We start from the raw sequence: 14,783 nt of genomic DNA on the forward strand, positions 1-14,783 counted from the left end.
CGGTAAATGGTCAACCTGACATTGACACAGTAGGTTTTGGATTTGATGGGGAGCGCTTCTACATTAGCGGCTATGCCTGAGAGCGCTCACGCAAGTATAAAAATGTCGCCTCCGGACGCACCCTGGTCTCACTCATCATTGATGACCTGCCATCACTTGAGCCACGTGCGATCAAAGTTCATGGGGAGGCTGAGATTGTCACTCTTGAACAAGGGTATCGAGGTCCCGGCACCTACATAGTCATTACGCCGAAAGCCTCCTGGTGCTGGGGCGTTGATGCACTGGCCTTTCAAGATGGGAAGTTTGTCACAAAGAAAATCATCTGGCAATAGAAGCAACGAAAAGGATTTTTGATGAAAACAACAGTTCGCATCATCCACTGGATAAGTAACATTGCAGGCGCAGGCGCGCTGGTGTTGGGATTTTTGCACTGGTTTGCCAATATAAGCTTTCTTTCTGCACATATATGGTTCGGTCTTGTTGTCACGTTAGCTCTGCTTGCCTTAAGTATCGTATTGTTCTTGACCAGAGGAATGAGGGTATCTGGAGCAGTGGGCATCATCTACATGATGATCATACCTCTCTTTGGGATGAATCAATTTCTGCTTCTCATTGGCGATTGGCACTGGCTCGTTCGGGTGACACACTTGCTGGTAAGCGCAGGCGCGATGGGGTTTGTTGGTATCATGAGTGCTCGCTACCTCAAGCTCAAGCAGGCCGCGAGAAAAGATGCACCTCAGATGTCTGCCCCCAAACCGTGAGATAATGAAGGCACTCCCAACACACATGCAGATAACTGCGTTGGGAGTGCCTTGCATTCTTTGTGCAAAAACGCGCAGAATTATTTATGCCCGTGTCGATTCAAATAAAGATGTCATGTGGATTTTCATCTGACATCCCACTAGATAAACAATTTCAAGACGCAACGACAAAGCCGCGCAGGAGGTTTCTTATTGGTTGAGTATCTTGCAGATTTTCAAAGTCGTGTAATGACGAGAAACATATCGTGTTGCTTTGAGAGGGCGGGATGCTGGTCTGGCAAACTCCGCTTTTTACAGAAACTGGATGAAAAACGGAAAGGAAGAACATCCTATGGATTGTGCAACGAGATGCCTATCTGACCAAAACGGCTCTGGACGAGGTTTGGGCGATGTGCCAGCTTCTCTCTTGGACGCGGACTAGAAACATGCAAGAGATATGGGTAAAGCAGCCTGTAGAGGCTTTTATCTCATGATTATCTCATCTTGTTACGCATCCCATAGGCGTTACCAACAAAAAGGAGCTTAAAGTGAGATGTGTTAGACTGCAGAGTGAGATCACCTGCGGCGCGTTGGAACGGCTACTCACCTCGCGTTGCTGCGAGCGACCGTCGCCACCGCCCTCTACAGGGCGATCCGCTCAGGACATCCCGGCATCGACAACGAATAATTCTGGGCAGTCATGCCGACGGCCCACGATGATGAGCAGGAGGTGGGTCCATGACTGAAGCAACCAGTAGGGTGGCATTGGTGACAGGGGCCAGCAGCGGAATTGGAGCGGCCACCGCGCGCCTTCTGGCCACGCGAGGGATGCGCGTGGTGGTCAACTACCTCCACAGCGGCACGGCAGCTGAGGAGGTAGTGGCTGGCATTGAAGCCGCTGGGGGCGAGGCCATGGCTGTGCAGGCAGACGTGCGCGAGGCCATGGCGGTCGAGAGCATGATCAAGCAGGTCCAAGGGGTATGGGGCGGCATCGATGTGCTCGTTCACAACGCGCTCACCCCGTATGTGATCAAATCGTTCCAGGACATAACGTGGGAAGAACTGGGTGGCAAGCTCGACGACGAGATGCGTGCGGCGTTTGTAATCACCAAAGCCACCCTGCCTGCCATGACCAAGCAGGGTTGGGGACGCATCATCTATCTGGGTACCGGCCTCAGCCGCCAGCCTCGGGAGGGCATGATTGCGCTGGGTACAGCCAAGGCCGCACTAACGCAGTTCGCCCGGTACCTCGCTCAGGAATTGGGCCCTCGGGGCATCACGGTCAACGTCGTCGAACCTGGCCCGGTGGAGGACACCCGCATGGCGGATGTGCTCGACGAGGAGCATAAGCAGCGGCAGGTGGCCGCTACCCCTTTGGGCCGCCTGGCACATCCGGGCGACGTTGCCCAGGCGGTCGCCTTCTACGCCAGCGAGGACAACGCATTCATGACTGGCACCACGGCCGCGGTCAATGGCGGGATGTCGATGTACTGACGCCCCGCTATCCTCCGCACACAGGGACAGCACACCGTCACCTAAGCACAATGGGCCGCAGCAGCAGGGCCAGCGGCACGCGCATGGCGATGACACGATTAAGAAAAAAGGAGAAACGTTCATGTCCACAATCGATCTTACCTACGTTGGGCGGGGCCTGCACGAGGAACTGGTCGCCTACATTGCCGACCAGCAGGGCTACTACGCTGACGAGGGTGTCCATGTCGCATTGCGCGACGGCTGCTCCTGGGACGAGGAACGGCTGCGCCACGGTGCCACCATCGGTCTCGGTCGAGCACTGCTGTCCCGACTGACCGATGGCATCCCCTGGGTCGCACTCAATGTCAACACCCATCGCCCGCTGTTCTGGTTCCTCGCCCGTCCCAGCCTGACTTCCCTGACCGAACTGGCCGGACGACGGCTGGCGGTACACGCCCCCCACACCGCACCAGGGTGCTTCGCCCGGATCGTGCTGCGCCAGGTTGGCCTCGATCCGGACCGCGACATCCACACCATCGTCCGTCCGCCCGGCGACTACGGCATGGACCTGCGCTGGCTACAAAACGGCAGGATCGACGCTGCCCTGGTTGGCAGCACCATGGCACCGGAGGCGATAGCCGCCGAGTACGGCTGGCAGGTGCTGGCCTGGATCGGTGACTACTTCCAGATCCCCACCGTAGGCGTGGCCGTCGATCCCACCTATATCCATCCAGACGATCCGGCAGTTCAGGCCCTCGTACGAGCCCATCGGCGAGCCTTACAGGCAATCCATAACGAAACCGACTCCACGGTGCGACACATCCAGACGTTCCTTGGTCGGCACACCATAGACGAAGTCCGAGCACACTACGAGGCGTTCATCGCACCGTATTTCACTACCGATGGCCAGGCCGACCTCGCTGTTGGTGCCACCGCGATCACCGCAGTTGCTGCTGAACTCGGCGTTCCCGCCAGTGTCACCGCAGCCGAGTTCTATCGTACATAAGATGATAACAGGAGTATCCATGTGCCCATAAATGCCAGGAGTCGTCTCTGTACCCGGAGATATCCTGGTCGCATTCGGTCTTCTCATGGCGCAATGTGTCGTCATCCAGAACAGCTACGCTGCCGCGAATATCACCATCGAAGCCGGGCAGAAACTCATCTCCAGTGGACTCTATGGCATTGTTCGTCATCCTTTGTATGCGGGCGCGCTTATTATGATGGTTGGCATCCCTCTCGCGCTGGGTTCCTACTGGGGACTATTTGTCCTCCTGATTGGTATTGCTCTCCTTACCCTGCGCATCCTCGATGAAGAAAAGATGCTAAATCAGGAAATCGCCGGATACGAAGCATACACACATAAGGTCCATTACCGGATTGTGTGGTTTGCCAAGAATTTTGACCTAACTGGACATGTTATGGGTCAAAAATAGCCTGGACACAATATGGGTCAATTTCATAAAGTTGTCCAGGCTCACAAAAAACTGCAATCTCATTGGAGTGTAAAGCATTTAATTCCGTGATTTACACCCTAGAAATCTCAAAGCAAGGTACTAAGCCCCATTCTTCAGCACATTCTTGAGACGGAGAAGGGAATCTATTCGCGTCCAAACGCCCACGCCACCATGAGCAGGAACTCTTTTCGCCAGAACGCGCCGCCGTGCGATCCGACTCGCTCTTTCATGACAACGTCCGCACCTGCATCGTGCAGCGCGTCCGCCCACCTCGTCGCGTTCTCAAGGAAGAACGGCTCTTGCGTGCCGGCAACAAGGTACGTGCGCGGAATCCGAGGAGGCATCACCTCAGTCGGTTTGTAGCCCGCTCCTGGCGAGGCGCAGAAGATCGCACCGTAGACGTTCGGGTGCCGAAGCCCTAGGGCCAGCGCCAGCTCGCCACCCGCCGAGGCACCGAACACTGCGGTGCGTGAAGTTGCCAGCGCTCCTCCAAACCGCGACGCTGTCCATTGGCGGACGTCTTCGACGAAGAACTTCTCATGTGCCGCGAACCGTTCCGTGTCAAAGACTGGTGAGTACTCCTGGAGTCGCAGATTCTCGTTCGTCAGCCCGTGTACACCGACGATCATCGTGGATGGGACGTCGGCTGCCTCGAGGAACCGGCCCCACTGCGAGATAATCTTCCCGTCACCGGCGAAGACGACTGCCTCGGGCGGATCTGGCGGGACGTACACCGTCACGGGCCTCCCACCGTCGTAGTCGAACGTCTCGGTCACAAACTCTCCCGCGATTGCTCGGTCATTCATTTTCGCACCTCTGCTTCATATTCGATCATTTACAAATGATAGCTTCCCGCTCTATCGTTGTATTGCCCAAGTTGTTCCTTGCCTGATCCACAAGGGGCCTTTGTTCGCGCGCGCGATGCGCAGCGGCGTGTGAGGGGAATAGATGACTTCATCTCCTCGAACCGTCGCCTTCCTTGCTGCTCCGCACGTCGGACATTGGAGTCTTTCCACATTTGTTGCGCGGATCTGTACCGACTGAAGCTCCACGACCGTCCCAGAAAAAGGACAGTGCTCCGCATTCCCTTTGTCTTGAGGTTCTCCCACCTCAAGGCGGACGGGCCATTGTTCGCCCACACGAGACCTCTGGTTGGTCGTCGCCTCTTCTGGCTGAGGTTGCATGTGTTCTTCTGGGATGGGCTGAACAGGCTTGCGGGTCATGTCCTCACCCATCTTCATCCCCAGCAACGCCCACAAATGCTGTTGGCGGCTCGCCGTGTAATGCAGTTCTTGTTCCCCTGCTGCGGCCTCCAGCGCCATACTCTCGCATTGGGCAATCGGGAGCGCACATTCCTGGATACGTCCCAGGAGCAGTTCACTCTGTCCAGCAGCAAGGCTTGCCGCCAGCGCCCGCACGAGCCAATCCTTCAGAACGCCAATACAGCCAATACATCGTTCGTAGAAATACGACCACTGATCGACCAGCGGCTTGATCTCGACCTTGAGAGGGATCTGTTGCAGCAACGTCAGCAGCGTGCGCTGGAACGCCAGTTGATCGGGTTCGTGCTGAAATTGATAGCGCGGGAAGTGGATTTCCAGGCCCCGTCTAGCGGCTTGCCCATTGAGATTGCGCAAGGGCAACAATTCGTAGGTACCCGTTAAAATATGCAAGGCACCAGTGGTATTGGTCATACTTTTGAGCCAATCAAGCTGGTCAATCATCTTGACGCCACTTGCGAGTTTGAGGAGATGTTGTGCTTCATCCAAGATAATGGTTCGCACTCCTCGGCGCTGGAGAGCGGCCTCGTAGATCTGGCGCAGTTTTGCCGAGTCATTGAATTTGGCATCTTTTCCTCGCCCTTTTTTCTGCTCCCAGGAAGGGTCGTAGGGATATTCTCCCAACTGCTTGAGGGCGACCTCGTAGTACTCGGCGCGATTGAACGTTGCCCCATCCGGGGGTCGGGTTTCCAACAGCAAGAGCGGGACCGGCGCAAACGGGTGGGGATGCCGTGATCCGCCGACCAATCCAGGAAACGTGGGTTCTCTGACCACCCCTGCACGATGTTCCAATTGGCGAATGAGCGTCGTTTTGCCGACTCCGCTTGGGCCATAGAGCAGGACAAAGGCAAAGCCCGCAGGCTCGTGAATTGCACGCGAGAGCTGCTTGTCCACCTCAGCCAGCAGGGTATGAGACATGGCATACGTTTTGAAGCGTTGCAGAGCGGCGGTCGCCTCCGGTGATCCCGGCCGAAAAAAGGGCGTGGGCTGCATCTCCATTACTCAAACTCCTCAAAAGCCGTCAGGGAAGCAAAATCGACGGGTTTGGCTTGATCCTGCGAAACGTGCGAGGTTGTCAGAGGGATACTCACCGTCTCCACACCTGCCTGCCCGACAGTGCCAGCAATCGCTTCCAGAATGGCTTTGGCCTCAAGATCGCGAATGCGCTGCTGCCGAATGGCTTCATGCTCGGACGCCTGGCTGAGAAAGTCTGCTAAACGTCGTGCCGTGACCGTGCGATTTTTGGTGTGAAGCTGATTCTGTCGCCGAATCTCTTTGGAGGCCAGCATGAGTTCTTTTTCCGAATGCCCTTGGAGAAAGGTGTGATACTGAGACACACAGCGGACCCAGGTCGTTTTGACGTAGGCGTAGGCAATGCCAATATTAAATGGATCATACCGGACCTCGACCTGCGTTCCCTCTACCTCTGATGAGCGCAACTGGAGCGTGGAGTAATAGATCCCGTGGATCTTGATGCCGCGTCCTCGCTCCACTTTGGCGGTTCCTTTGCGCGTCGATGGGGAGGAAGCCATGAGAAACTCGTCAGCGTAGGGGATCGCGCGCTGCTCCCGCTCTCCAGTCTGCACCAGACCTTGCACAAAGGCATCGCGTGGGCTTTGAAACAACGCGGGGTGATCCATTTGATCGTAGACCTCATAGGCCCACTCGCACAAAAAGGCATAGAGATCGGCAAGGTGCCACACAGCCTGTTTGCGTGGGTCAACCTCTTTGGTGAGCTGGCGTGGACGCTTGGCGGCCTGGGTATTGCCCAGGAGATTGTGCACAAACTCGGTATTCGTGGTGCCAAAGAGGCGTTCAATGACGGAGCCAAAACGTGGCTTTGATCCTGGCCGATCTTTTTTCGCGGTATGATACCGCAACAACAGCGCGTCAAAATAGGTACTGTGAAACTCACGCCCGCCATCGACCACCAACGCGCCCGGCATGCGCCCGAAGCGTTGCACACAGATGCGCAAGGCCATCATGGCCGAACGATAGCTTGGCGGATCAAACGTCAAGTAGGCGCTGAGAATGCGACGGGAGAACGCATCCACCAGGAACGTCACCCAGGGTTTGCCCAGTGGCTTGCCCGTGACTGAGGAGACCAGCATCACGTCCAGCTCCGTGTGGTCAAGATGGACAATGGCAAAAGGGCGGTTGCCATGCCGTGGTGTCGTGGAGGTCAATTCTAAGATCCAGGGTTCTTGGGCATAGGCAGCTTTGGCTCCCTGACGCGCTTTGGTCTGGGCGAAGCCTTCACGCTGCTTGATCTGTCGGTAAAAGGTCCGGGAGGAGAGCACAACGACCTGTTTTTCCTCGCATGCTCGCTGGTACGCCAGATAGACTTCCCAGGCAGGGGCTTCCCTCGGCGTTTCGTAGCTCTCGGTAATGAAGGAAAGGAGAAATGCTTGCGCTTCCTCTGGAGCCTTGGCGTGGCGGTTTCCTCGTTGGGAGGTCTTGGGAAGCAAACCAACATACCCCGTCCTGTACGAGAGAACAGCCGCTTGATATGCCTGTGCCCAGCGACGAACCGTGCGCTGGGAGACCGGGGCCTGACGCACCTGCTCCTTGTCTCCTTCCAGATAGACACTGACCCAGCGGAAACGCTCGTTGGCGATGCGAAAATCCGCTTTGCTCGCGGCTGCCATGCGCTCCTGGACTTCGGTTGGCACCTGCGGATCACGCTCCCCTTTGGGGATGATAATGGTACGCGCTTCCAGAAGACGAAGGAAGAAGGCAGAAGAGAGTTGAATCGGTTCGCCGTACTCCGGCAGCAGTGTCGTCGTGGTTTCGCCTAAATTCACCAGCGTCCAGATCCGGCCATCCCAAAGCAAGCGAGTATTAGTGGCAATGGGAGCAGTGACCGGCTCTGCAATTGATCCGGTGCCGGGGGAGGCAGGCATGCCAAGCTGGGCATACGCCAGTGCCGTTGGCTGGTCAGCAAAGAGAGGCGTGCGATAATGGTCACGCAGAAGGCAGCGATACAGATCCGCGAAGATCTGCTCTTGCGCAATGAGGGCATACAGGTCATGAGGCCGCAAGCCAGCTACTTCGCTGACCAACACCCCGATGGTGATGCCTGGCTCTGCTTGCACACGCTCGCGCACGAGGATGGTGAGTCTTTGAGGAATCACTGGCTGAGAGATAAAGTAGTCAGTGAGAAAGTCAAGGTTATCAACATAGGTTCGCGGTAGCAGCGCGGATGAACAGACGCGAAAGGAAAAACCGAGCGGCTGCGTCAGCTCGTCGCCAGGTGGACAGAGCCACAGCCCTTCCACGTTCCTCTGATAGCGGTAGGGCTGTTTCGTCGCAAGCTGGTGGAGATCCTCCTCCATTTTCCACTCCTCCAGAAACACCCCGTTTTTCCGCAGAACCAGGAAATCTGGCGTGTAAAAATGGCCCTGGAGCTTCTTACCAGCCTTGTCGAGATACTTGAGCTTAAAGGTATGGGGCTGATCGTAAAATTCGAGGACGGCATCATCCTGCTCCATCAGATAGATGGCGCTTAACTCAAGTGAGCTTTCAAACTGGATCGCCACGCCCATTTTTCGGCTGGGAAAGAAGCCAGACACGTTCCCTCTTCGCCCCTGAACACGGCGTACTGGTGGAGAATGACGCAAACGGGCGAGGAGATCCTGAGTCTCTTCAGTGAAATGCAGTTCGCGACAGTAGTGCTGAAATTGGGCCTGGTCCATGCGCGTTTTCATGAGTCACATCTCCCTCGTAGAAATGCCTGCACAAAGTGTACCACAAGAAAGGCCAAAAAACGAGTTTTGACCCATATCCTGTCCGCTTTGACCCATATCCACGCCCAGTAGTCCATCAGTTTCTGTGGAAACGAGCCATGTATTCGAGAAATGGACCACAGGACACTTTATGGTTCAAAGAAAGCGCCACATGCACACATATGCGTCAAAACGAGGACCGGCCTGATGGTGTGAGGGATGTCAAGCAAGGATGAGAGCCAGACAGGGGACAGCATATGCGTCACTGGCGAGGACAAAGAGATTGGCGAATCACAGATTGTGCCATATGTGTGGTAGGAATGGAAGAAAAAAACCAATGACGCTTGAGAAAATCCACGTTACCAAAGAAAAAGAAACCATGCTCATGACCTTGAACGGTCGAGCTCTCCAGCTCTCCAGAGCCAATGGAAGCATCCTATCTTGCGAAGTGGGAACTTGTTGAAAAACTTGGAGCAAGGAGAGTCCACCTGACACCTAAAGAGTTTACCCACTTGATGCTCCTGCCAGGAAGGCACATAACTCCTCGCGCCTGCGGCGCCGGGATAAGGGCGTGTGTGTGTAGCGAACCGGGGAAGAAGCAGAAAACATTACGAGCTACTACTCTCTTGACAACAGCTATTAATGTAACTATACTAGTTACATTAGAGGAAAAGAAAAGTGATGAGCGCGAATACTCGTTTCACAGTGGCACTGCATATTGTCACCTCGATGGCATGAGCATCACAACAGCAAGAGATCTTAAATTCCAATCAGATCGCCGATAGTGTCAACACGAATCCCGTCTTTCTTCGGCGGATTTCGGGTTTACTTCTCAAAGCGAAACTGGTCAATGCGCAGCGCGGCCCGGGTGCCGGGTGGACACTGGCTCGTCCTTCTGAAAAGATCTCCCTGCGAGATTGTCTATGATGCCGTTGAGCAAGAGCCGCTTTTCGAGCTTCACCATGCACTTCCCAATCAGTCTTTTCCTGTTGGAAGAGGCGTTCAACCCGCACTCAAACGCTTCTATAGCGATGCCGAAGCCGCGATGAAATAGCAGCTCGAGCAGGTGATGGTAGCGGATGTGTTAGAGGAGACACGTGCTTTCTCTCCTCAAGGGCCAACCGAAGGAGTGGGAATGCTATGATCAGCGAGTGCAGAACAACCAGATCTTGTCAAGTATCAGGCGGAATCTGGTTCTGGAAGGTGTTCCTTTTTTTACTTGCTGGTGTAACTGTATCAGTTACAATTTTGCTGGGAGAGCTCCCTTGCCGCTTTTTTTTACTCATATTTGTAACTGCATCAGTTACAAATTTAATGACAACGTAGCTCATTTGCTCAGGGCTTTCAAACGTTATATTGGAGACAAACACATGAATAAACTTGAAGGAAAAGTAACCCTCGTCACAGGTGCAAGTACCGGTATTGGTCTGGCTACAGCACAACGCTTTGTTGCTGAGGGCGCATATGTCTACATCACTGGCCGCCGTCAAAGCGAACTAGACGCTGCGGTCAGACAGATTGGCAAGAACGTGACCGGGGTTCTGGGTGACGTTGCCAATCTCGCAGACCTTGATCGTCTGTATTCACGCATTCAGCAGCAACACGAGAAAATCGACGTTCTTTTTGCCAACGCTGGAGGTGGAGAATTCGCTCCTTTAGGAGCTATTTCCGAAGAGCACTTTGACAAGACATTCAACGGCAATGTGAAAGGACTGCTCTTCACCGTCCAGAAGGCGCTTCCGCTCCTGCGGGACGGCAGCTCCATCATTCTCAATGCATCCACCACCTCGATCAAAGGTGGAGCCGCGTTTAGTGTGTACAGTGCAACCAAGGCAGCCGTCCGGTCATTTGCACGAAGCTGGACACTTGATTTACAAGCGCGCCATATCCGTGTCAACGCCGTCAGTCCAGGTCCAGTCAACACCCCAGGACTTAGCGGATTGGCACCAGACGAGCAGCAGGCGGAGCAGATGAGGAATTTCCTTGCGAGTACGGTTCCAATGGGACGGCTCGCCGATCCTGACGAAATTGCGAAAGTGGTCGTGTTTCTCGCCTCAGATGACAGTAGTTTTGTGACCGGAATTGAACTGTTCGCCGATGGTGGGCAGGCACAGATCTAGGTAATCCTATCGCGGGCGTTTTATGGAAACGTCCGCGATCTCAGTGTCCTCAGTCCTGGATAGACAGAGGAGTATCACAAGAAAGAGAAGCTATGATGGAATATCTATCGAACCCCCGTCCTCCCCAGGAACGTATAGGGATGATGATCTGGCCCACCGATCCCTTATCTCTCGTAAACACGCTTGTGAACGTTGAAGAGGCTGGGGTCCGCCAGGTCTGGTTACCAGTGGGCTGGGCAGGGAATCCTGATCTGCTAACCACATTGGCAGCGGCAGCGGAGCGCACGTCACGCCTGATCTTTGGGACCGCAATCATCCAGGTGTTTTCTCGCCATCCGGTGCTCCTGGCTACGCAAGCGCTGAGCCTCTATAGCCTGGCTCCCAACCGACTAAGATTAGGCGTCGGTGTTGGAACGACCGAGTTGGCAAAGAGTATCTACGGAGTCGAGATGGAGTCGCAACTCTCCTATCTACGCGAATACTTGCAGGTACTTATTCCCTTGCTCCAGCAGGGAGACATCCATCATCAAGGGCACTTCTTCTCGGCGGATCTCTCGTTCCCGACTCCTGCCCCCATCCCAGTCTTGATAGCAGCGCTCGGCCCTGCGACGTTCCGCCTGGCAGGAGAAATGGCCGATGGCATCCTGCCGTTTCTGTGTCCAATCCCCTACTTACTCGATACAGCCCTTCCAGCTCTCAGCGCAGGGGCAGCCTCCGTTGGGCGAACCCGTCCTCCCATTGTTGCGCATGTACCAGTCGCGCTGACCGAGAACCGGGAAGCCGCATTAAAGGCGGGGCGAAAGGGCCTGGGCTTCTATATTAAAAGTCCATTCTACCGCAAAATGCTCGTTAAAGCAGGTTTCTCGATTCAGGAAGTGGATGCGGTCGCCGACACGCTGCTCGAAAAGCTCCTAGTATATGGAAATATAAGCCAGATAAAAGAGCACCTCCTGGAAATACTCCATGAGGGCATTGACGAGCTCGTCATCGGTCCGGTCTCGGTTTCCGATGAGGTTCGGGAAACAACGCAGCTAGCACAGATGGTCGGACAGTTGTAGGGATAGAAGGTACAACTAGTGGTCTAGACGTCCGTGCCAAGTCAAATAAAAATGTTACCGAAAAGCGGAGCACACCCAATGTTCGTTCGCAATCTTGGAACGGGAGAACCAATCGTGACTGGTACCAGGATGCGGGCCGCTGATCAAGAGGTGTTTCATGATACGTTCCATTGCTCAACCATTGTACTTCCTGTTGTACCAAAAGATAACTACTTGTACAGCTAGGCAGAAATAGCGCAGGTGTTGACAGGGTAGGATACCAAGCAAAACGAGGTGAAGGAGCCATCTCACATTGTCAAGGCCGGAGTACTGGCGGCTCATGAAACTTTCTGGTGAATACCTGACAATGTGATGAAAATCTGTGTTGTTTGACAATCCAGGTAAAGTGAGGACCAAGCTTCACGTTTTCGCGCGAACGTAGGCTAACTCGCGTCAGCAGGCTAGCTGGGTGGTAAATCAATCTCATCCAGCGATATGATACCCTTCTTCAGCGCATAGATCACCGCCTGCGTCCGATGTGCGAGCTGGAGTTTAGTCAGGATATTCCCGACGTGTGTCTTGACCGTCTCCTCACTAACCGTTAAGGCGGTGGCAATCTCTGGATTTGTGCGACCCAGGGCAAGCTGGCGCAGAACCTCCTGCTCCCGCTGGGTGAGCGAGGCGCTGTGCGGCTCGTTGCGCATCAATTCCTGCATTACGATCCTGGCAACTGCAGGATCAAGTAGTGATTGACCACGAGCTGCGGCACGTATGGAGGCCAATAGTAGATCTGGATCGGCCTCTTTCCGTACATAGCCGATAGCTCCCGCCCGCAACGCTGCTATCACACGCGCATCGTCAGCAGAGCTGGTGAGCACTACTATTTTGACATTGGGGGAGAGGGCCCGCAGACGGCGTATGGTCTCGATCCCATCAATTCCACCCGGCATCAGCATATCCAGCACCACTACGTCGGGGAGCCAATCTTCGATATGAGCCAGCGCCTCTTCACCGCTTGATGCCTCCCCCACCATCTCGATATCCTCAAAGGCTTTCAGAAAGCTTTGAAGGCCGCGCCGTACAATACGATGGTCATCTACCAGTACCACTTTGATCCTGTCAACCATTGTTTCCTTCCTCCTGTACCAGCCTCGCTGTGAGCAGGTTCTGCCAGCACCTCAACTGCTGCCAATCCAGCAAGATCAGGGCCCCGTAGAGCAGGAGCAGGACTGTCAGTCCATAGCTGACCCAGTCACGCGCCGTGGGAGGCGGGAGCGAAAAGTTCATTGTGCGCAGGTAGACGACCACATCAACTGCCAGAAATGCCAGCCAGCCCCGTCCCATGCGTACAATGCGACGCCTGCGCTCCTCCATCTCCCAACGCAACCGTTGCCCAGGTAACTTCTCAAAGAAGCGATTGAGGTACATACTGCGCCGCCTACGCATCAGCCCATACAAAAAGAGCAGCACGAGGGTCAAGGCCAGTTCGATCTCCCACAAAAACGGAAGAGGCCGCGATAACAGAAAGATACCTGTACTCCAGCAGCCTGCCAACAGGAGACCGAGCAGCCAGAGCCACATCCCTTGCTCCCTTTGACGCAAAGAAAGCACCTCTTGCTCATCCTCGCCACGATAGAATGCGATGCGTGTGATGGTGAAATGCGTATTCAGGCAGGCGTAGCATAGGATCCCGATACTGAGAAAAGCAAGGAGCAGCACAAGGGAGGAGCCTGCAAAAGAGCCGCCTAGAGAGAGTAGGACCACGGTGATCAGGGCAACGTTCTGTCCTAGTTGCAGATACCAAGACGCCTGCTCTGATGCCCTCTTGATCTCAAGCTCCTCGCGCGCACGCTTCTCCCGCATTGACAGTGTATCGAGCAGAGGCAGGCTCAAATGAATGCTGGTGCCGCGACTGGGAGCGCTCTCGATCTGCAAAGTACCATGCAGGCTCACAGCACGCTCACGCAAATTAGAAAGTCCCATGCCCTTTTGTACTCTGGCTGGATCAAAGCCTTGCCCATCGTCTTCAATATCGAGCACGAGTGCGTCGTCTTTCTGATAGAGCGAGAGAATGATCGTGCTGGCACGCGCATGCCGCGAGATGTTCGCAAAAGCCTCCTGCACGATGCGGAAGACCGTCTCTTGAGCAGTGGCGGGCAAACGATCAGTCGGAGGTAACTCTTCGATAGTGACCTGCACCTGCGCCCCCGTCCGATATCCAAGCGCCTGAGCCTGCGTCTGAAGGGCATTGGCAAGGTTTGTATTTTCAAGAGGAGAGGCGCGCAACTGTTGAAGCAAAGCCACCATCTCGACCTGTGCCTCCTTCGCACTGCGCTGGATATCCTCTAATGCCTCCTCCGCATCCTGCGTGCTCCTATGCCAGTGCGTCTTGACAGCGGCAGCGCTCATGCTAATACCGAAGAGCTGCTGCTTGATCGAATCGTGGAGGTCGCGGGCGATGCGATTGCGCTCCTCTAGTGCTGCCGCCTCCCTTTCCTGGCGCAGCAATTGCTCACGAAACTCACGCATCAGGTCCTCGTTGCGGATCAACGCTTTCGTCTGTACGGTCAGCGCATCGAGCAACGTGAAGAGCGGAGAGAGCGGCCAGCGCCACCCGACAAAACATTCAATGGGTAATCCCTCAACAAAGCGAACCAGCGCCACCTCAAGTAGCGACAGGCTATATTGAAGATTTGCAGTGAACAACAGGCCAAGCCCTCCTGCTGCCAACCCCGTCAGCGCAACAGCAAGTGCAAGAGGGAGGCCGGAGAAGAAGAGCAGGAAGAAAAATCCCAGGGCCAGACAACCAGCCAGAAGATGGCTCAAGAAAAACTGCAGCGAGACGCCGATCCTCACATGAAAGCTTGATGATGACAATGCTGTTGCATCCTCCCTCTCCGTCGTAAAGCTAGAGATCGTTGAAAAAGAAGTTCACACGCCATCATACTCCA

Annotated in this window: 12 protein-coding genes and 1 pseudogene; 8 read left to right on the forward strand and 5 right to left on the reverse strand. The window is 54.9% G+C overall.

What is annotated here, in order from left to right; all coding sequences use genetic code 11:
- Window positions 1-353: 353 nt before the first annotated feature.
- From EL633_RS22840 to EL633_RS22855, 4 genes and pseudogenes are all read left to right on the forward strand, one after another.
- Window positions 354-761 (forward strand): hypothetical protein, encoded by a 408-nt coding sequence (locus tag EL633_RS22840; protein ID WP_126629614.1) that lies wholly within the window; start codon window positions 354-356, stop codon window positions 759-761.
- 717 nt (window positions 762-1,478) lie between these two features.
- Window positions 1,479-2,234 (forward strand): SDR family NAD(P)-dependent oxidoreductase, encoded by a 756-nt coding sequence (locus EL633_RS22845; RefSeq protein WP_126629615.1) that lies wholly within the window; start codon window positions 1,479-1,481, stop codon window positions 2,232-2,234.
- A gap of 121 nt (window positions 2,235-2,355) precedes the next feature.
- The gene (locus EL633_RS22850) at window positions 2,356-3,219 is read left to right on the forward strand and encodes an ABC transporter substrate-binding protein (protein WP_126629616.1); all 864 of its coding nucleotides are present in this window, start codon (window positions 2,356-2,358) and stop codon (window positions 3,217-3,219) included.
- A gap of 46 nt (window positions 3,220-3,265) precedes the next feature.
- Window positions 3,266-3,649 (forward strand): annotated as a pseudogene (locus tag EL633_RS22855) (methyltransferase family protein); the annotation flags it as partial.
- 164 nt (window positions 3,650-3,813) lie between these two features.
- Here the strand turns inward: EL633_RS22855 and EL633_RS22860 are convergent.
- From EL633_RS22860 to EL633_RS22870, 3 genes are read right to left on the reverse strand one after another with little or no spacing between them, the layout of a single operon-like run.
- The gene (locus EL633_RS22860; RefSeq protein WP_126629618.1) at window positions 3,814-4,476 is read right to left on the reverse strand and encodes an alpha/beta hydrolase; all 663 of its coding nucleotides are present in this window, start codon (window positions 4,474-4,476) and stop codon (window positions 3,814-3,816) included.
- 51 nt (window positions 4,477-4,527) lie between these two features.
- The gene (locus EL633_RS22865) at window positions 4,528-5,949 is read right to left on the reverse strand and encodes an ATP-binding protein (RefSeq protein ID WP_218027560.1); all 1,422 of its coding nucleotides are present in this window, start codon (window positions 5,947-5,949) and stop codon (window positions 4,528-4,530) included.
- Window positions 5,949-8,657: a TnsB C-terminal domain-containing protein gene (locus tag EL633_RS22870; RefSeq protein WP_126629619.1), complete on the reverse strand. Its 2,709-nt coding sequence runs from the start codon at window positions 8,655-8,657 to the stop codon at window positions 5,949-5,951. Before EL633_RS22870 ends, EL633_RS22865 begins: the two co-directional genes overlap by 1 nt.
- A gap of 774 nt (window positions 8,658-9,431) precedes the next feature.
- Between EL633_RS22870 and EL633_RS38250 the strand changes: the two genes are divergently transcribed.
- From EL633_RS38250 to EL633_RS22885, 4 genes are all read left to right on the forward strand, one after another.
- A complete protein-coding gene (locus tag EL633_RS38250) occupies window positions 9,432-9,602 on the forward strand; it encodes an Rrf2 family transcriptional regulator (protein WP_218027651.1) in 171 nt (56 codons plus the stop codon).
- Window positions 9,526-9,729, forward strand: coding sequence for a hypothetical protein (locus tag EL633_RS37335; RefSeq protein WP_218027561.1), 204 nt, complete (start codon window positions 9,526-9,528; stop codon window positions 9,727-9,729). Before EL633_RS38250 ends, EL633_RS37335 begins: the two co-directional genes overlap by 77 nt.
- 316 nt (window positions 9,730-10,045) lie before the next feature.
- On the forward strand, window positions 10,046-10,795 hold the full coding sequence (locus EL633_RS22880) for an SDR family NAD(P)-dependent oxidoreductase (protein ID WP_126629620.1): 750 nt from the start codon (window positions 10,046-10,048) through the stop codon (window positions 10,793-10,795).
- 92 nt (window positions 10,796-10,887) lie between these two features.
- Window positions 10,888-11,853, forward strand: coding sequence for an LLM class flavin-dependent oxidoreductase (locus tag EL633_RS22885; protein WP_246039236.1), 966 nt, complete (start codon window positions 10,888-10,890; stop codon window positions 11,851-11,853).
- A 440-nt stretch (window positions 11,854-12,293) separates the two neighbouring features.
- Here the strand turns inward: EL633_RS22885 and EL633_RS22890 are convergent, their stop codons facing one another.
- Together EL633_RS22890 and EL633_RS22895 are read right to left on the reverse strand one after the other, a co-directional pair.
- On the reverse strand, window positions 12,294-12,959 hold the full coding sequence (locus EL633_RS22890; RefSeq protein WP_126629621.1) for a response regulator: 666 nt from the start codon (window positions 12,957-12,959) through the stop codon (window positions 12,294-12,296).
- The gene (locus EL633_RS22895; RefSeq protein WP_126629622.1) at window positions 12,952-14,709 is read right to left on the reverse strand and encodes a sensor histidine kinase; all 1,758 of its coding nucleotides are present in this window, start codon (window positions 14,707-14,709) and stop codon (window positions 12,952-12,954) included. Before EL633_RS22895 ends, EL633_RS22890 begins: the two co-directional genes overlap by 8 nt.
- Window positions 14,710-14,783 lie beyond the last annotated feature (74 nt).

Source organism: Dictyobacter alpinus (genome assembly GCF_003967575.1).
GTDB classification, from domain to species: domain Bacteria; phylum Chloroflexota; class Ktedonobacteria; order Ktedonobacterales; family Ktedonobacteraceae; genus Dictyobacter; species Dictyobacter alpinus.